26 protein-coding genes are annotated in these 24,111 nt (G+C 73.4%); 11 read left to right on the top strand and 15 right to left on the bottom strand.

All coding sequences use genetic code 11. From position 1 onward, the window contains the following. Positions 1 to 70 precede the first annotated feature (70 nt). From U5M74_RS09400 to U5M74_RS09385, 4 genes are all read left to right on the top strand, one after another. On the top strand, positions 71 to 571 hold the full coding sequence (locus U5M74_RS09400; protein WP_410908379.1) for a DUF3099 domain-containing protein: 501 nt from the start codon (positions 71 to 73) through the stop codon (positions 569 to 571). Beyond that, positions 571 to 822 (top strand): hypothetical protein, encoded by a 252-nt coding sequence (locus U5M74_RS09395; RefSeq protein WP_410908531.1) that lies wholly within the window; start codon positions 571 to 573, stop codon positions 820 to 822. Before U5M74_RS09400 ends, U5M74_RS09395 begins: the two co-directional genes overlap by 1 nt. Beyond that, positions 819 to 1,745 carry an SURF1 family protein gene (locus U5M74_RS09390; RefSeq protein ID WP_410908377.1) on the top strand — a complete coding sequence of 309 codons (927 nt, stop codon included), beginning with the start codon at positions 819 to 821 and terminating at the stop codon, positions 1,743 to 1,745. The genes U5M74_RS09395 and U5M74_RS09390 overlap by 4 nt, the downstream gene beginning before the upstream one ends. A gap of 201 nt (positions 1,746 to 1,946) precedes the next feature. Then, positions 1,947 to 2,855, top strand: a complete 909-nt coding sequence (locus U5M74_RS09385) for a DUF559 domain-containing protein (RefSeq protein ID WP_410908375.1) — start codon at positions 1,947 to 1,949, stop codon at positions 2,853 to 2,855. Between the two features lie 86 nt (positions 2,856 to 2,941). Here U5M74_RS09385 and U5M74_RS09380 read toward each other — a convergent pair whose 3' ends face one another. Next, positions 2,942 to 3,835 carry a neutral zinc metallopeptidase gene (locus tag U5M74_RS09380; protein ID WP_410908373.1) on the bottom strand — a complete coding sequence of 298 codons (894 nt, stop codon included), beginning with the start codon at positions 3,833 to 3,835 and terminating at the stop codon, positions 2,942 to 2,944. Between the two features lie 138 nt (positions 3,836 to 3,973). Here U5M74_RS09380 and U5M74_RS09375 point away from each other — a divergent pair, with 138 nt between their 5' ends. Beyond that, positions 3,974 to 5,572, top strand: a complete 1,599-nt coding sequence (locus tag U5M74_RS09375; protein ID WP_410908371.1) for an ABC-F family ATP-binding cassette domain-containing protein — start codon at positions 3,974 to 3,976, stop codon at positions 5,570 to 5,572. 107 nt (positions 5,573 to 5,679) lie between these two features. Here U5M74_RS09375 and U5M74_RS09370 read toward each other — a convergent pair whose 3' ends face one another. Continuing rightward, entirely contained in the window at positions 5,680 to 7,047 is a 1,368-nt protein-coding gene (locus tag U5M74_RS09370; protein ID WP_410908369.1) for a permease prefix domain 1-containing protein, read from the bottom strand. Further along, positions 7,044 to 7,430 carry a PadR family transcriptional regulator gene (locus U5M74_RS09365; protein ID WP_410908367.1) on the bottom strand — a complete coding sequence of 129 codons (387 nt, stop codon included), beginning with the start codon at positions 7,428 to 7,430 and terminating at the stop codon, positions 7,044 to 7,046. Before U5M74_RS09365 ends, U5M74_RS09370 begins: the two co-directional genes overlap by 4 nt. 141 nt (positions 7,431 to 7,571) lie before the next feature. Between U5M74_RS09365 and U5M74_RS09360 the strand changes: the two genes are divergently transcribed. The 3 genes from U5M74_RS09360 to U5M74_RS09350 all read left to right on the top strand — a co-directional run bounded on the left by U5M74_RS09360 (position 7,572) and on the right by U5M74_RS09350 (position 11,039). Further along, positions 7,572 to 8,573, top strand: coding sequence for a LacI family DNA-binding transcriptional regulator (locus U5M74_RS09360; RefSeq protein ID WP_410908365.1), 1,002 nt, complete (start codon positions 7,572 to 7,574; stop codon positions 8,571 to 8,573). Between the two features lie 172 nt (positions 8,574 to 8,745). Further along, a complete protein-coding gene (locus tag U5M74_RS09355; protein WP_410908363.1) occupies positions 8,746 to 9,912 on the top strand; it encodes a Gfo/Idh/MocA family protein in 1,167 nt (388 codons plus the stop codon). A gap of 32 nt (positions 9,913 to 9,944) precedes the next feature. Next, positions 9,945 to 11,039 carry a Gfo/Idh/MocA family protein gene (locus U5M74_RS09350; protein ID WP_410908361.1) on the top strand — a complete coding sequence of 365 codons (1,095 nt, stop codon included), beginning with the start codon at positions 9,945 to 9,947 and terminating at the stop codon, positions 11,037 to 11,039. A gap of 67 nt (positions 11,040 to 11,106) precedes the next feature. Here the strand turns inward: U5M74_RS09350 and U5M74_RS09345 are convergent, their stop codons facing one another. Beyond that, positions 11,107 to 12,207, bottom strand: a complete 1,101-nt coding sequence (locus tag U5M74_RS09345) for a PucR family transcriptional regulator ligand-binding domain-containing protein (RefSeq protein ID WP_410908359.1) — start codon at positions 12,205 to 12,207, stop codon at positions 11,107 to 11,109. Between the two features lie 185 nt (positions 12,208 to 12,392). On the opposite strand from U5M74_RS09345, the gene U5M74_RS09340 reads away from it, so the two are divergent. The 3 genes from U5M74_RS09340 to U5M74_RS09330 all read left to right on the top strand — a co-directional run bounded on the left by U5M74_RS09340 (position 12,393) and on the right by U5M74_RS09330 (position 15,637). Beyond that, a complete protein-coding gene (locus U5M74_RS09340) occupies positions 12,393 to 13,706 on the top strand; it encodes a cytosine permease (protein WP_410908357.1) in 1,314 nt (437 codons plus the stop codon). A 2-nt stretch (positions 13,707 to 13,708) separates the two neighbouring features. Further along, positions 13,709 to 15,241, top strand: coding sequence for an amidohydrolase family protein (locus tag U5M74_RS09335; RefSeq protein ID WP_410908355.1), 1,533 nt, complete (start codon positions 13,709 to 13,711; stop codon positions 15,239 to 15,241). Between the two features lie 147 nt (positions 15,242 to 15,388). Then, the gene (locus tag U5M74_RS09330; protein ID WP_069982480.1) at positions 15,389 to 15,637 is read left to right on the top strand and encodes a LuxR C-terminal-related transcriptional regulator; all 249 of its coding nucleotides are present in this window, start codon (positions 15,389 to 15,391) and stop codon (positions 15,635 to 15,637) included. A gap of 239 nt (positions 15,638 to 15,876) precedes the next feature. Here U5M74_RS09330 and U5M74_RS09325 read toward each other — a convergent pair whose 3' ends face one another. The 11 genes from U5M74_RS09325 to sufD all read right to left on the bottom strand — a co-directional run bounded on the left by U5M74_RS09325 (position 15,877) and on the right by sufD (position 24,111). Continuing rightward, positions 15,877 to 16,218 carry a YciI family protein gene (locus U5M74_RS09325; protein WP_410908353.1) on the bottom strand — a complete coding sequence of 114 codons (342 nt, stop codon included), beginning with the start codon at positions 16,216 to 16,218 and terminating at the stop codon, positions 15,877 to 15,879. Between the two features lie 440 nt (positions 16,219 to 16,658). Further along, complete coding sequence (locus U5M74_RS09320; RefSeq protein ID WP_410908351.1) at positions 16,659 to 16,889, bottom strand: hypothetical protein; 231 nt, start codon at positions 16,887 to 16,889, stop codon at positions 16,659 to 16,661. 349 nt (positions 16,890 to 17,238) lie between these two features. After that, complete coding sequence (locus U5M74_RS09315) at positions 17,239 to 17,754, bottom strand: hypothetical protein (protein WP_410908349.1); 516 nt, start codon at positions 17,752 to 17,754, stop codon at positions 17,239 to 17,241. A 48-nt stretch (positions 17,755 to 17,802) separates the two neighbouring features. After that, a complete protein-coding gene (locus U5M74_RS09310) occupies positions 17,803 to 18,948 on the bottom strand; it encodes a DUF1963 domain-containing protein (protein WP_410908347.1) in 1,146 nt (381 codons plus the stop codon). Further along, positions 18,882 to 19,214, bottom strand: a complete 333-nt coding sequence (locus tag U5M74_RS09305; protein WP_410908345.1) for a hypothetical protein — start codon at positions 19,212 to 19,214, stop codon at positions 18,882 to 18,884. Before U5M74_RS09305 ends, U5M74_RS09310 begins: the two co-directional genes overlap by 67 nt. A 257-nt stretch (positions 19,215 to 19,471) precedes the next feature. Next, positions 19,472 to 19,834 (bottom strand): metal-sulfur cluster assembly factor, encoded by a 363-nt coding sequence (locus tag U5M74_RS09300; RefSeq protein WP_410908343.1) that lies wholly within the window; start codon positions 19,832 to 19,834, stop codon positions 19,472 to 19,474. Positions 19,835 to 19,845: 11 nt separating this feature from the next. Further along, complete coding sequence (sufU, locus tag U5M74_RS09295) at positions 19,846 to 20,328, bottom strand: Fe-S cluster assembly sulfur transfer protein SufU (protein ID WP_410908341.1); 483 nt, start codon at positions 20,326 to 20,328, stop codon at positions 19,846 to 19,848. Positions 20,329 to 20,377: 49 nt separating this feature from the next. Beyond that, entirely contained in the window at positions 20,378 to 21,703 is a 1,326-nt protein-coding gene (locus U5M74_RS09290; RefSeq protein ID WP_410908339.1) for a cysteine desulfurase, read from the bottom strand. Between the two features lie 28 nt (positions 21,704 to 21,731). Then, a complete protein-coding gene (gene sufC, locus U5M74_RS09285) occupies positions 21,732 to 22,499 on the bottom strand; it encodes a Fe-S cluster assembly ATPase SufC (protein ID WP_069982493.1) in 768 nt (255 codons plus the stop codon). Positions 22,500 to 22,549: 50 nt separating this feature from the next. Further along, positions 22,550 to 22,894, bottom strand: coding sequence for a non-heme iron oxygenase ferredoxin subunit (locus U5M74_RS09280; RefSeq protein ID WP_410908337.1), 345 nt, complete (start codon positions 22,892 to 22,894; stop codon positions 22,550 to 22,552). Beyond that, positions 22,891 to 24,111: a Fe-S cluster assembly protein SufD gene (sufD, locus tag U5M74_RS09275; protein WP_410908335.1), complete on the bottom strand. Its 1,221-nt coding sequence runs from the start codon at positions 24,109 to 24,111 to the stop codon at positions 22,891 to 22,893. Before sufD ends, U5M74_RS09280 begins: the two co-directional genes overlap by 4 nt.

Raw genomic sequence — 24,111 nt, 5'->3', positions numbered from 1 at the left:
GGGCCATGGCGGGGCCGGGCCGCCGCCGGGCGGGTCCTGCGGGCCGCGCGGGCCCGCCTAGACTGGGACGGTGAGCAGCACGCGCGCGACGTCGTCGCGCTCCGGGCACGGCGACGATCCGGACCACGAGGTGCACTCCATCACGAGCGCGCCCCAGGGCCTGTCGGAGGACCAGTCGCGTCGTACGCGCCGCTACCTCGTCCAGATGGGCATCCGTGTCGTGTGCCTCGCCGGCGCCGTCGCGATCGACCACTGGGTGCGCTGGGTCCTCGTCGTCGGGGCGGTCGTCATCCCGTACGTGGCGGTGCTCTTCGCCAACGCCGGGCGCGACCGCACCAGCCGTGAGGTGCCGCCCCTGCCGCCGCAGCAGCCGCAGGCGCTGCCGGAGGCGCCGACCGCGCCCGAGCCGAGGGAGCGCCACGTCGTCATCGAGCACGTGCCGGACCCCGCGGACGACGGGCCCGGCGCCCCGCGCGACGCGACCGGGCCCGACGCTGCGAAGCCCGACGCCACGAAGCCCGACGCTGCGAAGCCCGACGCTGCGAAGCCCGACGACGAGGAGAACCCGTGATCGACCTCCTGCGACCCGACCCGGTGGCCGAGGGCGAGCTGCTGTGCTCCGCCAAGGGCTGCCGCGAGTCCGCCGCCTGGGGGCTGCTGTGGAACAACCCGAAGCTGCACACGCCCGAGCGCCGCAAGGTGTGGCTCGCGTGCGACTCCCACCGGGACCACCTCGAGGACTTCCTGTCGCGCCGAGGGTTCTGGAAGCAGACCGTGCCGACCGACGAGCTGGACCGCACCGACCCGGACGCGCGGCCGTGACGGCCGCTCCCCCGGCCCCGGCCGCCGCCCGCTCGCCGCGGACGCGCCGCCAGTGGGTCACGCTCGGCGTCGGCGCCGTCGTGCTGGCGGCGCTGTGCGTGCTGGCGGCGGTGTGGCAGTGGCACCGCTACACCGACCGGACGACGCAGATCCAGCTGGTCGAGTCGAACTACTCCGCGCCGGCGGCCCCCCTCGGCGAGATCCTGCCCGGTCCGGGAGCGGCCCTGGCCGCCGACGACGTGTGGCGCCCGGCGACGCTCACCGGGCGGTACGTCCCCGAGGCCACCGTGCTGCTGCGCAACCGTCCCGTGAACAGCACGCCGGGCTTCCACGTGCTCGTGCCGTTCGAGTCCGACGACGGCACGGTGCTCGTGGTGGACCGCGGGTTCGTGCTGCTCGGCGAGGACGCGAGCCGCCCGGACGCCGTGCCCGAGCCGCCGGCCGGGCCCGTGACGATCGTCGTGACGCTCCGCGCGGACGAGCCTGCGTCCAGCCGCGGCGCCGCGCCGGGGCAGGTGCAGGCGATCGCGACGAGCCAGGTGCTGGCCGCGGGGCCGGGGGGTGCGGGCTGGGCCGAGGGCCGCACCGTGGAGGCGTACGGGCAGCTGCGCTCCGAGGACCCCGCGCCGGCGGAGGCGCTCGGCGCGCTGCCGCCGCCCGACACGGACCCGGGCTCGCACCTGTCGTACACGTTCCAGTGGTGCGTCTTCGCCCTCGGCGCGGTGGCCGGCTACGTGCTGCTGTGGCGGCGCGAGACCCGCGGCGACAGCGTGACCGCTGGCGACCTGCTGCTCGCCGAGGCCGAGGCCGCCGGCGACGCCGGCACGGGCGGGTCCGCGGTGCGCGCCCGGCGGCCCGAGCGCCGGCGCCGGCCCACGGACGAGGAGCTCGAGGACGCGCTGCTGGAGCGCCACCCCGACTGACCCACCTGTTGTGGGTACAGAACACGCCGGCCGTTTCGTCGAACAGCCGGCGTGTTCTGTACCCACAACGCTCGGGGTGGCCTGGGATCGCGCGGGCGCGGCGACGCGCGGACGGTGCCCCCAGCCGCGGCCGGGCGGGCGTCGTCCACAGCGGACGAGCGGGCCCGGATGCCAGACCGTCCGCCCGTCGAGGCTGCGGCCATGGACGACGCCGCTCCCCCGCTTGAGAGCCTCCTCGCCGCCGGCCCGCTGCGCGTCGCCGACGCGCGCCGCGCCGGCGTCGCCGCACACCGGCTGCGGTCGGTGCGCCTCACCGTGCCGTTCCGCGGCGTCCGCACCGCCACCGCGCCCGACGCGCTCGCCTCGACCTGCCGAGCGCTCCTGCCGCTGCTCCACCCCAGCGTGGCGTTCAGCCATGTGACCGCCCTACGACTGCTGGGGGTCGACGTCCCGTGGCAGCTCGCGACCGACGAGCGCCTCCACGTCGTCACCCGTGTCGAGGGCCACCGCCCGCGAGCGCGCGGTGTCGTGAGCCATCGCAGCCGCCAGGCCGAGCTCGACGTCGTGGACGTCGGCGGGCTGCCCGTGGTCGCGCCCGCGCACACGTTCGCGCACGTCGCCCCGGCGCTGCGGGTCCCGGCCGACGTCGTCGCCCTCGGCGACGCGTTCCTGCGCTGCGAGCGCCCGCTCACCACCGTCGACGAGCTGCGCACCGTCGCCGAGAGGACCCGCAAGGTCAAGGGCATCGCGACGGTGCGCGCGGCGATCGAGCATCTGCGCGCGGGCACCGACTCGACCATGGAGAGCCGCGCCCGCATGCTGCTGGTCGACGCGGGGCTGCCGTGCCCCGCCGTCAACCAGGTCGTCCGCGACCCGGGCGGCGCCTACGTCAAGCGCGTCGACATGCTGTACCCGCAGTGGCGGGTCGCGATCGAGTACGACGGTGACCAGCACCGCACCGACCAGGCGCAGTGGCGCGAGGACGTCCGGGCGCGCCGGCTGCTCGAGTCGCTCGGCTGGATCGTGATCGTGGTGGTCGCGGACGACGTGCCGCACGACCCCCGCGGCCTCGTGCGGCGCGTGCGGACCGCGGTCGCGGCCCGGTCCTGAGCCTGGCGCCCGAGCGTTGTGGGTACAGGACACGCCGGCCGTTTCGTCGAACGGCCGGCGTGTTCTGTACCCACAACGGCAGGGCGTCAGAGGGTGGCGGCCTGCAAGGCGTTGCAGTCGGCCATGGTGCCGCCCTCGTAGCCGATCGAGAACCAGCGCACGCGCTGCTCGGACGTGCCGTGCGTGAAGCCTTCCGGGTGGACGGCTCCGGTCGCCTGCTGCTGGATGTGGTCGTCGCCGACGGCGGCCGCGGCGTCGAGCGCCTGCCGCAGCTCGGCCTCGGTGATCGGCTCGAGGAAGGTCACTCCGGTGTCCGGGTCGACGGTCGTGGCGGCGTGCCCGACCCACATGCCGGCCAGGCAGTCGGCCATGAGCTCGATGCGGACGGAGTCGGACTCCGGGCCGCTGCCGCCGCGGTCGGCCGCGTCCATGGCCCCCACGAGGTTCTCGACGTGGTGTCCCACCTCGTGCGCCACCACGTACTCCTCCGCCAGCGGGCCGCCCTGCGCGCCGAACTGCTGCTGCAGCAGGTCGAAGAAGGACACGTCGACGTAGACCGTCTGGTCCGGCGGGCAGTAGAACGGACCGGTCGAGCTCGACGCCGTCCCGCAGGCGCTGTCCGTCTGCCCGGAGAAGCTCACCACCGGCGGCTCGCTGTACCGGACGCCCGCCTGCTGGGGCAGCACCTCGGCCCAGTAGGCGTCGAGCGCCTGCACCGTCGCGGACAGCCGGCACTCGCGGTCGGAGTTGGCCTCCTCGGCCGAGCAGTCCCCGACGAACTGCTCCTGGCCGGTCGGTGCGCCCTGGCCGCCGCCGGTCAGCGCGTCGGTGAGCCGGCCGACGTCGCCGTCGTTGCCGAAGAACAGCGCCAGCAGCGTCACGAGCACCGCGCCGATGCCGCCGCCGGCGATCAGGCCGCCGCGGCCGCCGCCGCGGCTGACCCGGCCGCCCTCGAACTGGCCACCCTCGTTGAACGTCACCCGGAGACGCTAACCGTGGCCGACGCCGCACGCCCGCGAGCGATATCGGCGGGACCCGGCGACGAGGCGGTCGGTAGACTCGGAGGGCCGTCGCCGCCGCCGGCCCCCGCGATCCCCACCCCGAGGACTTCCGAGACTGTGATCACCGCCCACGGCGTCGAGCTGCGCATCGGCGCCCGCGTCCTGCTGCACCAGGCCAGCTTCCGCATCGGCCCGGGCGACCGCATCGGCCTCGTCGGCCGCAACGGCGCGGGCAAGACCACGCTCACCAAGACCCTCGCGGGCGAGGCCCAGCCCACGGGCGGCCAGATCGTGCGCGGCAGCGAGATCGGCTACCTCCCGCAGGACCCGCGCACCGGCGACCTCGACGTCGTCGCGATGGACCGCGTGCTCTCGGCGCGCGGCCTGGACAAGGTCGTGCGGCAGATGCGCGAGACCGAGGGGCAGATGGCCTCGGCCGACCCGGACACCGCCGCCGCGGCGCTCGAGCGCTACCCCAGGCTCGAGGCGCGGTTCATGGCCGCCGGCGGCTACTCCGCCGAGTCGGAGGCGCACCGCATCACCAGCAACCTCGGCCTCGACGACCGGGTGCTGGGCCAGCCGCTGCAGACCCTGTCCGGCGGCCAGCGCCGCCGCATCGAGCTGGCGCGCATCCTGTTCTCCGGCGTCGACACGCTGCTGCTCGACGAGCCGACCAACCACCTCGACGCCGACTCGATCATGTGGCTGCGGGACTTCCTCAAGGCCTACCCCGGCGGCTTCGTCGTCATCTCGCACGACGTCGACCTGCTGCGCGCGACCGTGAACAAGGTGTTCCACCTGGACGCGAACCGCGGCGAGCTGGACCAGTACAACCTGGGCTGGGACAAGTACCTCGAGCAGCGCGAGCAGGACGAGCGCCGCCGCCGCCGCGAGCGCGCGAACGCCGAGAAGAAGGCGTCCGCGCTCATGGCACAGGCGGAGAAGATGCGCGCGAAGGCCACCAAGGCCGTGGCGGCGCAGAACATGATCCGCCGCGCCGAGACCATGCTGTCCGGGCTCGAGGGTGAGCGGCAGTCCGATCGCGTCGCCAAGCTGCGCTTCCCCACCCCGGCGCCGTGCGGGCGCACCCCGCTCACGGCCAAGGACCTGTCCAAGTCGTACGGCTCGCTCGAGGTGTTCACCGGCGTCGACCTGGCGATCGACCGCGGCTCGCGCGTCGTCGTGCTGGGCCTCAACGGCGCCGGCAAGACGACGATGCTGCGCATGCTCGCGGGCGTCGAGCAGCCGGACACCGGCGAGGTCGTGCCCGGCCACGGGCTCAAGCTGGGCTACTACGCCCAGGAGCACGACACGCTCGACATGGACGCCACCGTCGTGGAGAACCTGCGGCACGCCGCGCCCGACCTCAGCGACACGCAGGTGCGCAGCGTGCTGGGCTCGTTCCTGTTCTCCGGGGACGACGCCGAGAAGCCGGCCCACGTGCTGTCCGGCGGCGAGAAGACCCGCCTCGCGCTGGCCACGCTCGTCGTCTCCAGCGCCAACGTGCTGCTGCTCGACGAGCCGACCAACAACCTCGACCCCGCCTCGCGCGCCGAGATCCTCGGCGCCCTGGACACCTACGAGGGCGCCGTCGTGATGGTCACGCACGACGACGGCGCGGTGGAGGCGCTGCGCCCGGACCGGGTGCTGCTGCTGCCCGACGGCGACGAGGACCTCTGGAGCGACGAGTACGCGGAGCTGGTCTCGCTCGCCTGAGCCGCCCGCGAACACGACCCGCGCCCGCGCCTCCCGCTGTGGGTGCAGAACACGCCGGTCGATCCGAGGATCGACCGGCGTGTTCTGTACCCACAACGTCCAGGGCGTCAGGCGAAGGCGAACAGCGGCGGGAACACCACCACGACGACGGCGGCCCACACGGCGTAGACGGGCAGGTAGTGCGTCTGCCACCGTTCCAGCGCGCCGAACGGCCGGCGCCGGCGCAGGAAGCCGACGGTCAGCCACGCGGCCCGCACCAGGTGCACCAGCAGCAGCAGGTTGAGCCCGAGCGCGGCCACCTTGTTGGCGCTGAAGCCGAACTCCGCGATGCGGGTCGCCATGGCGGTGAGCATGACGACGTCGACGGCGATCGCCGCCACGACGAGCACGAGCTGCAGCCCGTCGAAGAACCGCGGCGGCGCCAGCGAGTCGCGCGCCGAGATCGCGTACAGGAGCAGGCACAGCACCAGCACGAGGATCGCGTCCATGAGGATGAGCAGGTCGCGGTCGACGTCCACCAGCCTGCCGGCGGTGAGCAGCACGCCCAGCAGGGTCAGCAGCATGACGATCGTCAGCGGGGTGAAGACCCGCGTCAGCACCGGGGCGATGTTCTCGACGACGTCCTGCTTGGCCTCCACGAGCCAGGCGGCGACGACCAGGGCGCCGGGCACGGCCAGCGGCAGCACCCAGTCCTCGAGCACCGGCTCGAAGTCGACGCCGACGAGCTGCAGCACGCCGGCGGTCAGGCCCACGAGGACGCCGCCGCCGATGGCCAGCAGCGTCCAGTAGATCGCCAGCTCGCCGGTGAACCGCACGAAGTCCATGCGCCGGCCGTCGGAGCGCCACCGCCCGCCCACGTAGGCGAGCCCGACCAGCAGCCACAGGACCACCGGGGCGTGCAGGGCGGCCAGCACCGCCGTCGCCCCGGGCCCGCCGCCCGGGGCGTCGTCGAACGGGTAGACGTTGAGCACCACGGCGAGCGCCGCGTACGGCACGGCCAGCGCCGCCAGCGACCGGGCGGTGAGCCGGCGCTTCCAGGCGAAGTAGCCGACCACGAACGGCAGCACGAGCAGGGCGGCGTTGCGCACGATCGCGTCGTCGGCCGCGAGCAGGGCGATGCCCACCTTGAGCGCCGCGCCCGCGCCCACGGCGAGCGCCAGCACGACGGCGAGCTCGCGCCACGGCGTCGCGCCGCTGCCGCCCCGGGCGCCGCCGTCCGGCACGACGACGAGCTGCTTCCACAGCCGCTCGGAGTGCTCGCTGGCGAACTCGCGGGAGACGGCGTCGAGGTCGCCCATCCGCTTGATCGCCACGAGGAACGCCTCCTCGTCGTCGAGCCCGGTGGCCACGAGGTCGGCGACCTGCTCGCGCAGGTGGTCCTCGAGCTCGTCGACGTCGGCGGTCGAGATGGCGCGGCGCCGGTGGACGTACGTGCGCCACTGCGCGATCTGCTCCTCCACCTCGGGGCGCATCATGCCCACCCCGCCGCCGGCCGGGCCGGCCCCGCGGGCAGCTGCGGCGCATGGTCCTGGGCGTGCTGCCAGACCTGCTTGAGCGCGTCGGCGACGACGCTCCACTGCTCCTGCCGCTGGACGAGCGCGGCGCGGCCGGCGGGCGTGAGGGCGTAGTGCTTGCGGCGCCGGCCGGCCTCGGACGTGCCCCACGAGGAGGACACGTGCCCCTGCCGCTCGAGCCGGTGCAGCAGCGGGTAGAGCATCCCGTCCGACCACTGCATGCGACCGCCGGAGAGGTCGGCGACCCGCTTGAGGATCGCGTACCCGTGCAGGTCGCCCTCGGCGAGGATGCCGAGGACGAGCGGCGTGGCCGACGCCGCCACCAGGTCCTTGTCGATGTGCACGGAACCTCCATACCTAGAAGTGCGAGGGATTGAACCCTAGCAGCACTAGGTATGCGTGGTGTGGTGGCGGCGTGCACGGATCACGACGGCGGCGGGGTGGCGCCGCCCCGGTCCGCCGGCGGGAGGGGCCACACTGGGTCCGTGCCATCCCGCCGGCCCACCAGCCACGACGTCGCGCGCGCCGCCGGCGTCTCGCAGTCGACCGTCTCCTACGCCCTGTCCGGCAAGGGGACGATCTCGGCCGCCACGCGCGAGCACGTCCTCGCGGTCGCCGCGCGGCTCGGCTACCGGCCCAACCTCGCGGCGCGCTCGATGCGCACCCGCCGCTCCGGCCGGCTCGCCGTCGTCACCGGGGCCGCGGTCGACAACCGGCTGCAGATGCTCACCGGCGCCGGCGAGGTCGCCGCCGAGGCGGGCTTCGCGCTCGACACGCACAGCGTCGAGGGCACGGCCGAGGACCGCACCGCGCGCGTGGTCGAGCTCGCCCTCGGCGGGCAGGTCGAGGGCGTGCTGACGTTCCTGCCCGTGCTGCCGGACGCGCTGGCGCTCGGCGCGGACGCGGCGCCCGTGGTGGCCGTGGGCGCGTTCGACGAGCAGATGCGCAGCGCGGGCGAGCTCGCCGACGCGAGCCTGCTGGCCACCGTGCTGGACGCGCTGTTCGACGCCGGCCACCGCCGGTTCCTGCACGTGGCAGGCCCCGAGCAGTACGCGTCGGCGCGCGCACGCCGCGACGTCTACCTCGCCGCGGTGGAGCGCCACGGCGTGGCGTCCCTCGGCGTGGTCGGCGGCTCGTGGTCCGCCGAGCAGGGCCGCGAGGCCGTCCTCGCGCTGCCCGCCGACGCTCCCCCGCTCGCCGTCGTCGCGGCGAACGACGTCATCGCTCTCGGCGTGCTGCGCGGCGCGGCCGAGCGCGGCTGGTCCGTCCCGGGCGACCTCGTGGTCACCGGGTGGGACGACGCCGAGTTCGGCGCGTACACGACGCCGACGCTCACCACGATCGCCGTCGACCTGCACGAGGCGGGCCGCCGGGCGATGCGCCGGCTGGTGGCGGCGGTGCAGGGCACCGAGGCCGCCGCGACCGCGACGCCGCTGCAGCGCGTGGTGTGGCGCGAGTCGACCGGGACCGTCCCGCTCGCCCGCTGAGGAGACCGCGGGTCCGCCCCGGCGCGGGACACGCACGCTCCCCGTCCTTGACATCGCCCCGGCGCTTCCCGACGATGGTGAACCGTCGGCATCATACGTATGATGCCGGCGCGGCGAGGAAGCCGAGCACCGGTCCCGCGCCGTCGCCCACCCCCACGTGCACGGAGGAACCATGCTCAGGATCGGCATCGTCGGCACCGGCGGCATCGCCGTCGCCCACGTCGAGGGATACCGCCGCTTCGAGGACGAGTGCGAGGTCGTCGCGGTGTGCGACGTCGTGCCCGGCAAGGCGGCGGAGCGCCGCGGCGAGCTCGGGCTGCCCGGCGCCCGGGCCTACGAGCGGCTCGAGGACATGCTGGCCACCGAGCAGCTCGACCTCGTCAGCGTCACGACGCCGCCGTCCACCCATGCCGAGCTGGCGATCACCGCCCTGCGGGCCGGCGTCGACGTGCTCGTCGAGAAGCCGATGGCCCCGTCGCTCGAGGAGTGCGACGCGATGATCGCCGCCGCCGCCGAGCACGACCGGGTGCTGTCCGTCGTCGCGCAGAACCGGTTCCGTGACGACATGGCCACCCTCAAGGAGGTGCTGGACTCCGGGCTGCTCGGGCCCGTCTCGCACGTGCAGGTGAGCTCGGCCTGGTGGCGCGGCACCGCCTACTACGACCTGTGGTGGCGGGGCACGTGGGAGTCCGAGGGCGGCGGCTGCACGCTCAACCACGCCATCCACCACCTCGACCTGACCCTCTGGATGCTCGGCGCGCCGCGCGCCGTCACCGCCGTGCTCACCAACGCCCAGCACGAGAACGCCGAGGTCGAGGACCTCTCGGTGGCCGTGCTGCAGTACGACCGCGCGCTGGCCGAGGTGACGAGCTCGGTGGTGCACCACGGCGAGGAGCAGGCGATCGTCGTCCAGGGCCGGCACGCCCGCGTCTCCCAGCCGTGGAGCGTGGCCGCCGAGTCCGCCGCGCCCAACGGCTTCCCCTCGCCCGGCGGCGACGCCGCCCGCGTCGCCGCGATCGAGGCGGTGGCCGCGGCGCACCGACCGCTCGAGCACGAGGGCCACGCAGGGCAGATCGGCGACGTGCTGGGCGCGGTCCGCGAGCGCCGCCGCCCGGCGATCGACGGCGCCGACGGGCGCCGCGCCGTCGAGCTGGTGACCGCGATCTACGAGGCCGGGATCGAGCGCCGGACCGTGGACCTGCCGCTGCAGCCGGACGACCCGTACTACCGTGCGGGCACGCTCGTCGAGCGCGCCCCGCGCTTCTACGCCAAGACCGCGTCCGTGACCGACCTGCCCGGCGCGATCACCGTCGGCGCCGGCGCGGACGCCGCCCGCTGACCCCCGCTCGACGACACCGAGGAGAACGCCTGATGACCGCGACCAGCGGCGCCGCCTACGCGCCCGAGCCCCTCCCCCGTCCCGTGGTAGAGCCGGGCGACTTCCCGTTCGCCGCGATGCGCCTCGACCACGGGCACATCTACGGCATGTGCGAGGGGCTGGCCGCCGCCGGCGGCACCCCCGCGTGGGTGTACGACCCCGACCCGGCCAAGGTCGAGGCCTTCCGCGCGAGGTTCCCCGACGTGCGCGTGGCCCGCAGCGAGGAGGAGGTGCTCGCCGACGACTCGGTCCGCCTCGTCGCCGGCGCGGCCGTCACCTCCGAGCGCTGCGCCCTGGGGCTGCGCGTCATCGAGGCGGGCAAGGACTACTTCACCGACAAGGCACCGCTGACCACGCTCGAGCAGCTCGAGGCGGCGCGCGAGGCCACCGCGCGGACGGGCCGCAAGTACGCCGTCTACTACTCGGAGCGCATCCACGTCGAGGCCGCCGTGCTGGCCGGCCAGCTCATCGAGCGCGGCGCGATCGGCCGGGTGGTGCAGGTGATGGGCCTGGGGCCGCACCGCCTCGGCACCGGCCGCCCCGACTGGTTCTTCGAGAAGGAGAAGTACGGCGGCATCCTCTGCGACATCGGCAGCCACAACTTCGAGCAGATGCTGCACTTCGCCGGCGCCACGGACGCGACGGTCACGCACGCCGCGATCGCGAACTACGCCCACCCGGAGCACCCGGAGCTCGACGACTTCGGCGAGGCGACGATCGCCATGGACACCGGGGCCGCCGGCTACGTCCGGGTCGACTGGTTCACGCCCGACGGGCTGAGCACCTGGGGCGACGGGCGCACCTTCATCCTCGGCACCGAGGGCTACCTGGAGCTGCGCAAGTACGTCAACGTCGGCACCGACGAGGGTCCGGGCCACGTGTTCCTCGTCGACGGCAAGGGCGAGCATCACCTCACGACGAACGGCGAGGTGGGCTACCCGTACTTCGGGCAGCTCATCCTCGACTGCCTCGAGCGGACCGAGACGGCGATGACCCAGGAGCACGCGTTCAAGGCCGCCGAGCTGAGCGTGCGCGCCCAGCAGCAGGCGACCGTGCTCGCCGCGGAGCGGGCGGTCGCCGGCGCCTGAGCCGCGGAGCAGATCCGGCGGGCGGCGCCCGCGCGCCCTGTGGGGGGCGAGCGGGCGTCGCCCGCCGCTACCCGGGCGGCGCCGAGCTCAGCGCGATGCGTAGCGCCACCCGGCCGGCGGGCTCGCGCACCTCGAGCCCCGTGAGGCCGTCGATGCGGTCCAGCCGCTTGCGGACGGTGTTGGGGTGCAGGTAGAGCACGGCCGCGGTGCGGGCGACGGACCCGTCGTGCGCGAGGAACGCGCGCGCGGTGGCGAGGAGCGACGCGGACCGCTTCCGGTCGTGCTCGACGACCGGGCGCAGGACGTGGTCGCGGAAGGGCTCCAGCTGCTCGGCGGTGAGCCGGTGCAGCAGCCCGTCGAGAGACGCGAGGTCGCGCGGGCCCGCCGTCCGTCCCCGCCCCAGGGCGACGTCGAGCGCGGCCACCGCCTCGCCGAGCACGCGCCGGACGTCGCGACCGGCGGCCGGTCCACCGTGACCGAGCAGCACGTCGTCCGCCATGGACGCGACGAGCTCCGCCACCGCCCCTGCCGTCCCGAGCACGACGGTGCGGTCGCGGACGTACCCGACGCGGTGCGGCCCGGGGACGTGCGGCAGCCGCTCACGGCCGGCGAAGCAGGCGGCGGCGAGCTCCACCCCGGGCCGGTCGAGCTCGCCGAACCGCTCGAGGAGCACGACCGGGTCCGCCAGGCCGCGCCGGACGGCGTCGAAGAGGTGCCCTGCCGCCAGGCGGTCCTGCGCCAGCACCCACATGCGGGTCTGCTCCTGCGCGAGGCGCTCGGTGAACGTCACGAACGGCACCGTGCGCGGCACCCGCAGGACGGGCAGCCCAGCGGCGTCCGCCGCCGCCAGCAGCGGGCCCGGCGGCCTGCTCGTCACGACGTCGACCCCGTAGCCGATCGCGACCGCGCCCGCGCGCACCAGCGCGTCCACGAACTGCCGGCACTCCGCCGCGCCGCGCAGCTCGAGACCCGTCGTGAGGACCACCTCGCCCCCGCGGAGGAACGGTGACGGGTCGAGCAGCTCGGTGGCCTGGGCCCAGCGCACGTGCCGGTCCAGTCCCGTCGTGCTCCCGAGGAGGTCGATCGGGACGTCGGGCCAGCGCAGCATGTCGCCGACCCGCACCTGCAGGGGGACCGCCGTCGCCGGGGTCGCCGGAGCCTCCGTCACGCTCCCACCGTAGGGAGGCGCGATGTCGCCCGTGTTTCCGCCCGGTGTCGGTGCCCACACCGACGGCGCGGCCGCGGTGGCGCGACGTCCACCAATCCCGCCACGACCTTGGGCGCCGCCCCGGCGCCCGGTCTACTTCCGTCGCACGGAGCAGCGCTCCGACCACCGACGGAAGGGCACCCGCGATGACCACCACGACGCCGCCTCAGTCCGAGGCGCTCGACCGACCCCCGGTCGTCGTCGACCCCGACTACCCGCTGGAGCGGGTCCCGGCAGCACGGCGGCGCGGCCCCGCGGCCGTCACCATCGTCATGGCGGGCTTCTGCTTCTTCACCCCCACCATGGTCACCGGTGGACAGGTCGCCGGCGCGCTCGACTTCCCGGTGTTCCTGGCAGCGGCCGCCGCGGCGTCGCTCATCCTGGCGGTCTACATCGGCGCCCTCGGCCTCATCGCGGCTCGCACGGGCCTGTCGACCGTCCTGACCGCGCGCCTCGTCCTCGGCCGCGCCGGCGGGAAGTGGGCGTCCATCCTCCTCGGCGGGACGCAGGTCGGCTGGTACGGCATCACCATCGCCGTGCTCGGGGACCTCTTCGGCGCGGCGCTCGGCTGGGAGACGACATGGCCCGTGGTCGTCGCGGGTGGCGTCCTCATGGCCGTCACCGCCTACCGGGGCTTCCGCGGCATCGAGCTCCTGTCGTGGATCTCCGTGCCGCTGATGCTCGTGCTGTGCGCCTGGATGACCGTCCGGTCGTTCGACGAGGCCGGTGGGTGGGCCGGACTGCTCGGCACCTCCGGCGACGGCTCGATGCCGCTGGCCACCGCGATGACGATGCTCGTCGCGACGTTCGTGTCCGGCGGCACCCAGGTCGGGAACTGGGCGCGGTTCTCGACGCCCCGGATGAGCTCGTTCTGGATGATCGTCGCCGGCGTCGGCGTCATCCAGGCCGCCATGCTGTTCTTCGGCGGCGTCGGGAGCGCGGCGTTCGGGATCCCGGACTTCTCCGAGCTGCTGCTGTCGATGGGCCTGGTCGGCGTCGGCCTGCTGCTGGTGGTCGCCAACCTCTGGACCACGAACGACAACACGGCCTATGCCTACGGGGTGGCCGGCGCCGAGCTCTTCGGCAAGAACGACAAGCGCCCGTTCGTCGTGGGCGGCACGGCGATCGGCATCCTCCTGGCGGTGACCGGGCTCGGTGACGCCATCGGCTCCTTCCTCACCGTGCTCGGCACGCTGATCCCGCCGCTCGGCGGCGTCATCATCGGGACGTTCCTCCTCGTGTGGAAGGGGCGCGACCCCGGCACACCGGTCGACGCCGCCCCGATGGTCGTGTGGCCCGGCGTGGTCGCGTACGTGCTCGGCGTCGCCACCGCCGTCGTGACCAACGAGCTCGCCGTCGGCATCCCGCCGCTGCAGGGCCTTCTCGTCGCCGCCGTCGCCGCGCCCGTGGCCACGGCCCTCACCGCCCGCCCCGCCCGCCCCGCCCAGGAGAACCGCTGATCATGGCCACCGTCATCAAGGACGCCACCGTCATCACCATGGACGCCGCGACCGGCAGCACGCCCGTCACCCGCTCCGTCCGCATCGAGGACGGCGTCATCACGCACGTCGACCGCACGGTGGAGGTGCGCGAGGGCGACCACGTCATCGACGGCACCGACCGCCTCGTGGCGCCGGGTTTCGTCAACGCCCACACCCACTCGTGGGAGTACCTCTACAAGGGCCGCTACGACAACCTTCCGCTCGAGCTCTGGATGCTGCTGTCGTACCCCATCCTGGGGCTGGAGCCGCTCAGCCCGGAGCTCGTGGGCCTGCGCAGCCGGCTGTTCGCGATGGAGTCCCTCAAGAACGGCGTCACGACCCTGGTCGACGACGTGCTGGAGACCCCGACGCAGGACCACGCCCAGCTCGCCGCCGTCTTCGACGCCTATGAGCAGGTCGGCATCCGTGCGAACGTCTCCGGGCACGTCATCAACCGGCCGTTCGTCGACACCCTGCCGTTCGTGGCCGACATGCTGCCGCCCGATCTGGTCGCCGACGTCCGCACCCAGCCGCTGCTGACGGCCGACGAGTACCTCGACTACTCGCGCGCCGCGATCGACACCCACCACGGCCGGGCGGGTGGGCGCCTGCGGTACATGCTGGCGCCGTCGGGCCCGCAGCGCTGCACGGACGACCTGCTCGCCGGGGCCACGGACCTGGGCCTCGACCGCGGTCTGGAGATCCACGTCCACGTGCTGGAGACGCGCGTCCAGGCGGTCACCGGCCACGAGCTGTACGGCACGACGCTGGTCGAGCACCTCGCCGCCATCGGCGCGCTGTCGCCCAACACGACGTTCGCGCACGGCATCTGGGTCACCGACGCGGACGTCGAGCTCATCGCCGACCGCGGCGTCTCCGTCTCCCACAACCCCATCTCGAACCTCAAGCTGGGCTCGGGACTCGCCCCGTGGCGGCGGTACCACGACGCCGGCGTCACGCTCGGCCTCGGCTCGGACGGCTGCTCGTCGTCGGACAGCCCGCGCCTGCACGAGGTCATGAAGACCGCCGCGCTGCTGCACAAGGTGGGCGGGCCGGACTTCAGCACCTGGTCGACGGCCGCGGAGGCCCTGAGCGCCGCCACCGTCGGCGGCGCGCGGACCGCGATGCTCCATGACCGCGCCGGCTCCGTCGAGGTGGGCAAGCGTGCCGATCTCAACGTCTACGACCTGGGCACTCTGGCGTTCACGCCGCGGTCCCGGCTCGACAACCAGCTCGTGTACTCCGAGAACGGGTCGTCGCTCGTGTACGTGCTGGTGGACGGCGAGGTGGTGGTCGACCACGGGCGTCTCACCCGTGTCGACGAGGAGGCGGCGATCGCCGAGCTGCGCGAGCTGATGCCGAAGATCGCCGAGTGGCAGGACGCGCTCGACACCCGCAACGACGTGTTCGTCCCCGCCTTCACCGACATGCACCGTCGCTGCGCCGAGATGCCCGTCGGGGTGGAGCGCTGGACCGGCCAGGAGCCGAGCCGGAGCCCGGTGCGGGTTCGCTGAGCCCGGGCGCCGCGAACCCACGCGACCAGGGAGTTCGCCTGCGGCGGGTGAAAACATCTGCGGAACCGCGTCATGATCCCGGCCCTACCGCCTCTCTAGTGGTAGAGCCGGTACCCAGCCGCCGGCCGGCCGCACTGGAGGAAAACCATGACCCTCGTCGAGACGCACAGCCCCGCACCCGTCGTCGTGCCCGCCGCCCCGCTGACCCGGCGCGAGCTCGTGGTGCTCGCGAACCTCGCCGAGGACGTCACGCTCGAGCAGATCGCCAGCCGCCTCTTCGTCACGCGCAACACCGTCAAGTCGCAGGTCCGCAGCGCCTACCGCAAGCTCGGCGTCTCGACCCGCGCCGAGGCCGTGGCGTGGGCGCGCCAGGCGGGGCTCAGCGCCACCAACTGACGGTCCGGATCACCGACGCGAACCCTGCCGGAGACGACACGACGCGAGGCGGCGGCCAGGACTCCCCTGGCCGCCGCCTCGTACCTGGACGCCGGACGGCCCGACGGCTGCACTGTCGGAGCAGGCGAGCTCGCCCTCTGACAGGCCCGGGACGGCCACGACCAGCCGAGGTAGTCCTCGACGGTCCATCCAGAACGTCTTCTCGATCCCCGGCCTCACCACCGGTGCCCCCGGGGCCATCAGCTGGCGGGGTCGTAGTGGAACGCCCGCACCTCCTGCGCGCACCGGCAGGCGACCGCGAGCTTCGCGGCCCACTCCAGCGCCGCCTCGCGGGAGGGCACCTCCAGGACCGCATAGCCGCCCTCGAGCTGCGTCGTCTGCGGGTACGTGCCCTCGGTCACCGCGCCGTCCCCGTCGACCATGACGGGCGGGACGCTCTCGTCGATCCCGCCGCCGAACACCCAGACGCCGGCATCCTTGGCCTCCTGCACCACCGCGTGCGATGCGTCCGAGACTGCCGGCAGCTCGTCGTCGGACACCTTCATGGCGCTGCTGGGGAACGAGATCAGGTACTTCGTCATCGCGTCGACTCCTTCGTCGTGTGCACGGACGAAGACCATCCTCGCCGACGAAGACGCGCCGTGCGCGTGTCTCCGACAGGGATCCAGGTGGCCCTGACGGCCGTGCCTGGCCGCCGTTGTCCGAGCCGGGACGTCCGACCGGGTATGACAGAGGGGTCCTCGCCGGTCGACCGACCGGCGAGAACCCCCGCGCCTCGCGATGCTCAGACGTTGACCGGGTAAACACCCCTCAAGCTGCAGGTTCGCAGGATCTTGGCGATCTGCGGGAGTGCCATGGGGGAACCGGTGCGTCGCGTGCGCTCCCCTGGGGCGGGAGCCGCAGGACCCTGACGGGTCAGTAGAGACCTCATGTCCGGGCGGCTGCCCGTACCGTTCGATCGTACGGGCCTCGGCCGGCACTTGGGCGTCAGTAGTGACCGCCAGCGACGATCACGCTCCTGCTACCGGCGGAGGTAGTCCTCGACGGTCGTGTCGAAGAGCCAGCCGGCTTCTTCACCCTGCTCGTTGATCCGCCACGCGAAGGTGGCTTGCGCCTCGGCGAGGTTCCGCGCTTCAGAGGGCGACGCCTTCCGTGCCCACTTCGCCTTGATGCCTACGGCTCGAAGGACGCCCTTTGCCTCGGCCAGGCTCGATGCACGAACCATCGCCTCCGCCGGGCGGAAGGACGTCACGTCAGGGCAGCTTAGTTCCGACATCCAGAACGTCTTCAGTGTCGGCGAGCCCACCGGTGCCCTCCCTTCCCTTTGCTGCTTCCCTCATCTGATGTGCTCCGCGCCTGGCGCCAGCGCTGCTCGTGGGTCTGGCCAGCCACCAAGGTGCCCGAGCCATGCGCTCAACTTCCACTGCCCCTGGATCTCGAAGGTGTCGGCCGGCCCTGACGCGCTCTCAGTCGCAGCGTTGCCGGGTCGAGGTCGGCTTCCGGGGGCACCGGTAACGTCCGTCCATCCGGATGAGTCGCACCGCGCCCGATCAGCCGCAGTCGGCGCTCGAAGTGGGCACGCGCGCGACCGCGTTCCGCTGTCAATGCCTCACTGGCCCATCACCGGCTTGGAGGTGAGGCCTCCGCACGCGGCGCCACCGCGGGCGCACGAGCGCCACGTAGGCAGTCCAGAGCCGTCCGGGCAGCCTGTCGTACAGCGCCACAGGCTGATCGGGACGCTCGGGCCGCAGGAGGTCGAGGCCCTGCGAGTACAGAGCCGAGCCGCGGCTTCCGGGGTCGCGCGGCATGACTCCCGTGGCTGCCCAGAGTGACTCACGAATCCACTGGCCCGCCCCGTGGACGCGGAAGTTGCCGACGCGCTGCGGGGCGTGACGGTCGCGCTCGAGGCGTCGGTCTGTGATGCTCGCCTGGTAGGCCACGAGGAGCTCTTCCACGTACTCGTCGAAGAGATTCGCCTCCTGGGTGCCCACGGGCATGGGCGTCGCTCCCCACGATTCGAGGAGCGCAACGACGTCGACGAGGTTCGGCGCCTCAGGCACATCGAGCTCGCGGCGCGCCCGGTGCAGCACTTCTGCGTAGGCAGCCGCGCTCGTCAACGTGCCTGCGCTCCTCTTTCCCGACCGTCCCATCTCGTGCTAGTCCGGTCAGGAGCTGCGGATGAAGGACACGACGTCGTCGAACCGGGCCGCGGCCAGGTCGCTGGACCGGATCCAGATCTCGAGCCGGCCACCGTCGCCGAACACCAGGTCGAAGGTGTGATCGGCAGCGACCTCGAGCAGCAGCAGGTGCTCGTCCTCCGGGACGGTCAGTGGCAGGCGCTCGCTGAGCAGTGCGCGGTCCTCGTCGGCGATGTCGGAGTCGGGCGAGGGCAGGCCGAACAGGTGGGCCACGGCGCCGACGCGGGCGACGAACGGGTCGCGATCGAGGTCGCGCAGATACTCGTCGGTGTAGGAGCCGTTGCGCGCGACGCGGTAAGCCTCCTCCTGCAGCTGGTCCACCCGGTCGAGCGCCGCGAACCCGGCGTGCGGAGCGGCCCGGAATGTCGCAAGCGCGCGGTAGCTGGCATGCGATGCGGCATAGGACGAGGCAGATGGGTTGATGGCGGTGCGCCGGCGCACGTCGGCCTCGGCCAAGTACCGCACCGTGGCGCCACCGCCTGGACGACCGGGGTCGGTGCGGGAGTCGCCAAGGGTCGTGTGGAAGACCTGCAGCAGCCCACGCTTCGGCAGCGGATACCGGCGCAAGACACTCGCCACGGCCTCGTCGTGGACCGCCTCGCGCGTCAGGGCGCTGCAGTCGACCTGCAGCAGGAAGACGGCGTCATCCGGGAGCGGGCGAGCGTCCGGCGTCAGCGTCGGCACGCCGCCGATGCGCGACAGGTCGCGGTACTCCTCGTCCTCGGGCCAGACCTGCTCGGCCTCGTACGGGTCGGCTTCGAATCCCTGCTCGGCGAGGTAGATCGCGGGCGCGATGTCCAGCTCGTCGGCGACGTCGCTGACGCGTGGGTCGGCCCGCAGCGCCTCGACGTCGCCACCCAGCTCGAAGACCGCCCCGGTCAGCACCTCGTGCAGCAGCGCTCGATCGGCCTCGTCCGTGGTGTCCTCGACGCGATCGCGCAGTTCAGCCAAAAACTTTGCATCCGCGCGCACCTCGGCCAGCGCCGCGTTCGCCTCGTCCGCCAAGGCGTTCCAGCGCGCTACAGGCACCTCATGGATGCGGGGCGTCAGCTCGGCGATGCGACCGGCGAGCTCGAGGTAACGCTGCCAGGCGGGGCTGGGCACGTCGCGCATGGGACCATCCTCCGGTACACCCAGTACGAGCAGCGCGTGGACCCGCCGAGAGAGCGGGTCCAGGCCCGGCGGACACCGTCGGTGACGTCGAGCCGCGTGAGCTGCGCGAGCGGGATGTCGCCGAGCTCGGGCAGGATCCGCGTCGCCAGGACGCGCTCGTAGCGGTACCGCGTCGAGGGGCGCAGCGTCTTGCCGTCGACCGACCGCCGGGCCCACTCGGCGAGCGTCAGCGCTCGGCCGCGGGCCTGACGCGCCTCGGCCGCCATCTTGTCGCCGAAGGTGCGCGAGTGCCGCGCGAGGTCCGGTCCGGTGTACCGCGCACGCCAGCTGGTGGTGCGCTGTGTGTCCGCGTTCTTGCCCGCCGACCTGCGGCGTCGGCCCGACTTCCGTGGGGGGACTGGCGGGGGAATGGATGGCCCCTCATGGCCATCTCGGGCCACTTCTGTCCCCGACCCGGAATGTGAAGCCGCAGGTCAGGCGGTGTTCCCGCCGGTCGGCCGACCGGCGAGAACTCCATGTTTGTTCAGACGTTGAAGCCGAGCATCCGCAGCTGCTCCTTGCCCTCGTCAGTGATCTTCTCGGGGCCCCACGGCGGCATCCACACCCAGTTCACGCGGAAGTCGGCGACGATGCCCTCGAGGGCGGACGCGGACTGGTCCTCGATGACGTCGGTCAGCGGGCAGGCCGCCGACGTGAGCGTCATGTCGATGGTGGCGTGGTTGTTCTGGTCGATCTGGATGCCGTACACGAGGCCGAGGTCGACCACGTTGATGCCCAGCTCCGGGTCGATGACGTCGCGCAGCGCCTCCTCGACGTCCGCGACCGTGGTCGGGGACGGCGACGCCGCCGGCGGGGCTACGGCCCCGGTGGTCGTCTCCTCGGTCATGCGGTCCTCCTTCAGCCGGCCAGCGCGCCGCTGCGCGCCAGCGAGTCCTTGAGCGCCGCCCAGCCGAGCAGCGCGCACTTGATGCGGGCGGGGTACTGCGAGACGCCGGTGAACGCCGTCGCGTCGCCGAGGGCGTCCTCGGCGTCGTCGTCCAGGCCCTTGCCGCGCGAGCCCATGAGGTCGTGGAAGACGGCGTCCAGCCGCTCGACCTCGGCGACGGGGCGGCCGCTGACGAGCTCGGTCATCACCGAGGCCGACGCCTGGGAGATCGAGCAGCCCTGCCCCTCCCAGGAGACGCCCGCCACCACGGGGCCCGCGCTGTCGGCCGCCGGGACGACGTCGACGCGCAGGGTGACCTCGTCGCCGCAGGTGGGGTTCACCTGGTGCGACTCGCCGCCGAGGTGGCCCTCGGCCACCGCGACCAGGCCCCGGCCGTGCGGGTGCCGGGCGTGGTCGAGGATCACCTGCTGGTACATCTGCTCGAGGGAGCTCACGTGCTGGGTCGTCCTTCGTCCGATTCCGTTCGATCCGCCGGGCCGGCGGTCACTCCACCCCGAAGAACGCGCGGACCCCCGCCAGCGCTTCCCGGAACGCCACGACCTCGTCGACGGTCGTGTAGACCGAGGCCGAGGCGCGGGCCGTGGCCGCCACGCCGAACCGGCGGTGCAGCGGCTGGGCGCAGTGGTGGCCCACCCGCACGGCGATGCCCTTGTCGTCGAGCACCTGCCCGACGTCGTGCGCGTGCACACCGTCGACGACGAACGAGACCACCGCGAGCCGGTCGGCCGTGTCCGCCGGCCCGACGATCCGCACACCCGGGATGTCGGCGATCCTGACCAGCTCGGCGGCCAGCGCCCGCTCGTGCGCGGCGACGTTCTCCATGCCGAGCTCGCCGAGCCACTGCGCGGCCACGCCCATGCCCACGGCCTGGGCCACCATCTGCGTGCCGGCCTCGAACCGCTGCGGCGGCGGGGCGTAGGTGGTGGCCTCCATGGTCACGACCTCGACCATGGACCCCCCGGTGGTGACCGGCGGCATGGCCTCGAGCAGCTCGCGCCGGCCGTACAGCGCGCCGACGCCGGTGGGCCCGAGCATCTTGTGGGCGCTGAACGCGGCGAAGTCCACGCCGAGCGCGTGCACGTCGACCGGCAGGTGCGGCACCGACTGGCAGGCGTCGAGCACGGTGAGCGCGCCGACGCGGCGGGCGGCGGCGACCAGCTCGGCCACCGGGGCGATCGCGCCGGTCACGTTCGAGACGTGACCGAAGGCGACCACGCGCGTGCGGTCGGTGACGACCTGGTCGATGCCCGACAGGTCGAGCCGGCCGTCCTCGGTCACCGGGAACCAGCGCAGGACGGCGCCCGTGCGGGCGCACAGCTCCTGCCACGGCACGAGGTTGGCGTGGTGCTCGGCCTCGGTGACGACGATCTCGTCGCCGGGGCGCAGCACGAACCGCTCGGCCGCCGCTCCCCCGCGCCCCGCCGTGGCGTTGCCCATCGCGTAGGCCACGAGGTTGAGCGCCGAGGTGGCCCCCGGCGTCCACACGACCTCGTCGGTGTCGGCGCCGACGAACACCGCGACCGCCGCCCGGGCGTCCTCGAACGCCTCGGTGGCCTCCTCGGCGAGCTGGTGGGCGCCGCGGTGCACGGCGGCGTTGCGGGTCTCGTAGAAGTCGACCTCGGCCTCGAGCACGACGTTCGGCTTCTGCGACGTCGCGGCCGAGTCGAGGTAGACGAGCGGACGGCCACCCCGCACCGCGCGCCCCAGCAGCGGGAAGTCGGCCCGCACGGCGGCCCAGTCGACGGTGTCGACGGCGGGCGCGGCGGGGCCGGGCGCCGCGGCCGGGCGCACGGTGTCGGTGGTGGTCATCTGCGTCGTCTCCTCGGTGTGCCGGGCGTCAGGCCATCGTGGCGCCGGTACCGACGTACCGGTCGTAGCCCTCCTCCTCGAGCCGCTCCGCGAGCTCGGGGCCACCCTCCTCGGCGATCTTGCCGTCGACGAAGACGTGGACGAAGTCGGGCTTGATGTAGCGCAGGATGCGCGTGTAGTGCGTGATCAGCAGCACGCCGACGTCGGTGGTCTCCTTGGCGCGGTTGACGCCCTCCGACACGATGCGCAGCGCGTCGACGTCGAGCCCGGAGTCGGTCTCGTCGAGGATCGCGAAGTGCGGCTTGAACAGCTCGAGCTGCAGGATCTCGTGGCGCTTCTTCTCGCCGCCGGAGAAGCCCTCGTTGACGGAGCGCTCGGCGAAGGACGAGTCGATCCGCAGGTTCTCCATGGCCGAGCGGACCTCCTTGCCCCAGGCGCGCAGGGACGGGGCCTCGCCCGCGATGGCGGTCTTGGCGGTGCGCAGGAAGTTGGCCACGGACACGCCGGGCACCTCGACCGGGTACTGCATGGCGAGGAACAGGCCGGCGCGGGCGCGCTCGTCGACGCTCATCGCGAGGACGTCCTCGCCGTCGAGCGTGACGGTGCCGCCGGTGACGGTGTACTTCGGGTGGCCGGCGAGCGCCGAGGCGAGCGTGGACTTGCCGGAGCCGTTCGGGCCCATGATGGCGTGCGTCTCGCCGCTGCGGATCGTCAGGTCGACGCCGCGCAGGATGGGCTTGGCGCCCTCCTTGGTCTCGACGCTGACGTGCAGGTCGCGGATCTCCAGGGTGGACATGCTGTGGGTTCTCCTGGTCGTTCGGGAAGCTGGGGGGTACGGGGTCGGCGTCAGGCGACGGCGACCGGCGCGTCGACGTCGACCATGACCTGGTCGCCCTCGACGGTCACCGGGTACACCGGCACGGGCCGGGTCGCGGGGAGCTGGACGGGCTTGCCGGTGCGCACGTCGAACTGCGAGCCGTGCAGCCAGCACTCGACGAGGCAGCCCTCGACCTCGCCGTCGGACAGCGAGACCGCGCCGTGCGAGCACACGTCCGACAGCGCGTGGTAGGCGCCGTCGCCGTCGCGCACGAGCGCGACGGGCACGGGGGCGCCGTCGACGCCCGTGAGCTCGACGAGCCTGGCCTCCTCGGGGGCCAGCTCGTCGACCGCGCAGGCGAACTGTGCCGTCACCGGCCGGCCTCGCCGGTGATGACGCTCATCGACTTCTCCAGCTCGGCCTCGATGGAGGCGAGCAGGCGCTCCTCGACGGCCGGCACGCCGATCTCGTCGATCAGCTCGGCGAAGAAGCCGCGCACCACCAGGCGGCGGGCGTCGACCTCGGGGATGCCGCGGGCCATGAGGTAGAACAGCTGCTCGTCGTCGAACCGGCCGGTCGCGGACGCGTGGCCGGCGCCCTCGATCTCGCCGGTCTCGATCTCGAGGTTCGGCACGGAGTCGGCGCGCGCCCCGTCGGTGAGGACGAGGTTGCGGTTGAGCTCGTAGGTGTCGGTGCCCTCGGCGTCGGCCTGGATCAGCACGTCGCCGACCCACACCGCGTGCGCGCCGCTGCCCTGCAGGGCGCCCTTGTACGTCACGCGGGACTTGCAGCGCGGCTGGCCGTGGTCGACGAAGAGGCGGTGCTCCTGGTGCTGGTCGGTGTCGGCGAAGTACAGCCCGACCATCTCGACCTCGCCGCCCTCGGCGGAGAACGCCGCGTCGGGGGTGACGCGCACGACGTCGCCGCCGAACGTCACGACGACGTGCTTGAGCACGCCGCCGCGGCCGACGAGGGCGCGCTGCGAGGACGCGTGCACCGCGCCGTCGGACCAGTCCTGGACGGACACGACCGTCAGGTGCGCGCCGTCCTCGACGACGATCTCCACGGTCTCGTCGAGCAGCGCGTCGCCGTCGTGGTCGAGCACGACCACGGCCTGCGAGAACTTCTCGGCGCGGATGAGCACGTGGGTCGCCGTGGCGGCCTTGCTGACGCCGTCGACGCGGATCGTGGTGACGTCGGAGGCGACGGCCTCGGCCGGGACCGTCACGACGGTGGCCTCGGTGAACGCGTTCCAGGCGGTCACGGCGGTCCGGTCGCCGGGCTTGCCGACCCTGCCGAGGCGCTCGTCGTCGCGGCCGACGGTCTCGACCTCGACCTCGGGCGCGGCGGTCACGGTGGTGCGCACGCCGTCGCTGCCGAGCTCCGCGGAGAACAGCAGCTGGAGGCGGGCGACCGGGCTGAACCGCCACTCCTCCTCGCGCCCGGTGGGCACGGGGATGTCGGCCAGGTCGAACGAGGTCACGCGCTCGGCGCGCGAGCCCTGCGGGACGACGCCGTGCGAGTGGGCGCCGTCGGCGACCGCGCGGGAGTGGTCCGTGGACAGCGTGGTCTTCTCAGTAGCGGTCGTCAT

Origin of the sequence: Puerhibacterium sp. TATVAM-FAB25 (assembly GCF_046535855.1) — a bacterium.
Lineage (GTDB): Bacteria > Actinomycetota > Actinomycetes > Actinomycetales > Cellulomonadaceae > Puerhibacterium > Puerhibacterium variabilis_A.
The sequence above is the reverse complement of the archived record's forward strand: the minus strand, read 5'-3'. Positions and strand labels throughout refer to the sequence as shown.

Coding starts and splice junctions, on each gene's coding strand:
- U5M74_RS09385 (WP_410908375.1), top strand. CDS start 1,947: ATGGACGACGCCGCTCCCCCGCTTGAGAGCCTCCTCGCCGCCGGCCCG.
- U5M74_RS09370 (WP_410908369.1), bottom strand. CDS start 7,047: ATGATGCGCCCCGAGGTGGAGGAGCAGATCGCGCAGTGGCGCACGTAC.
- U5M74_RS09355 (WP_410908363.1), top strand. CDS start 8,746: ATGCTCAGGATCGGCATCGTCGGCACCGGCGGCATCGCCGTCGCCCAC.
- U5M74_RS09350 (WP_410908361.1), top strand. CDS start 9,945: ATGACCGCGACCAGCGGCGCCGCCTACGCGCCCGAGCCCCTCCCCCGT.
- U5M74_RS09340 (WP_410908357.1), top strand. CDS start 12,393: ATGACCACCACGACGCCGCCTCAGTCCGAGGCGCTCGACCGACCCCCG.
- U5M74_RS09335 (WP_410908355.1), top strand. CDS start 13,709: ATGGCCACCGTCATCAAGGACGCCACCGTCATCACCATGGACGCCGCG.
- U5M74_RS09330 (WP_069982480.1), top strand. CDS start 15,389: ATGACCCTCGTCGAGACGCACAGCCCCGCACCCGTCGTCGTGCCCGCC.
- U5M74_RS09325 (WP_410908353.1), bottom strand. CDS start 16,218: ATGACGAAGTACCTGATCTCGTTCCCCAGCAGCGCCATGAAGGTGTCC.
- U5M74_RS09310 (WP_410908347.1), bottom strand. CDS start 18,948: ATGCGCGACGTGCCCAGCCCCGCCTGGCAGCGTTACCTCGAGCTCGCC.
- U5M74_RS09305 (WP_410908345.1), bottom strand. CDS start 19,214: ATGGCGGCCGAGGCGCGTCAGGCCCGCGGCCGAGCGCTGACGCTCGCC.
- U5M74_RS09300 (WP_410908343.1), bottom strand. CDS start 19,834: ATGACCGAGGAGACGACCACCGGGGCCGTAGCCCCGCCGGCGGCGTCG.
- U5M74_RS09290 (WP_410908339.1), bottom strand. CDS start 21,703: ATGACCACCACCGACACCGTGCGCCCGGCCGCGGCGCCCGGCCCCGCC.
- sufC (WP_069982493.1), bottom strand. CDS start 22,499: ATGTCCACCCTGGAGATCCGCGACCTGCACGTCAGCGTCGAGACCAAG.
- sufD (WP_410908335.1), bottom strand. CDS start 24,111: ATGACGACCGCTACTGAGAAGACCACGCTGTCCACGGACCACTCCCGC.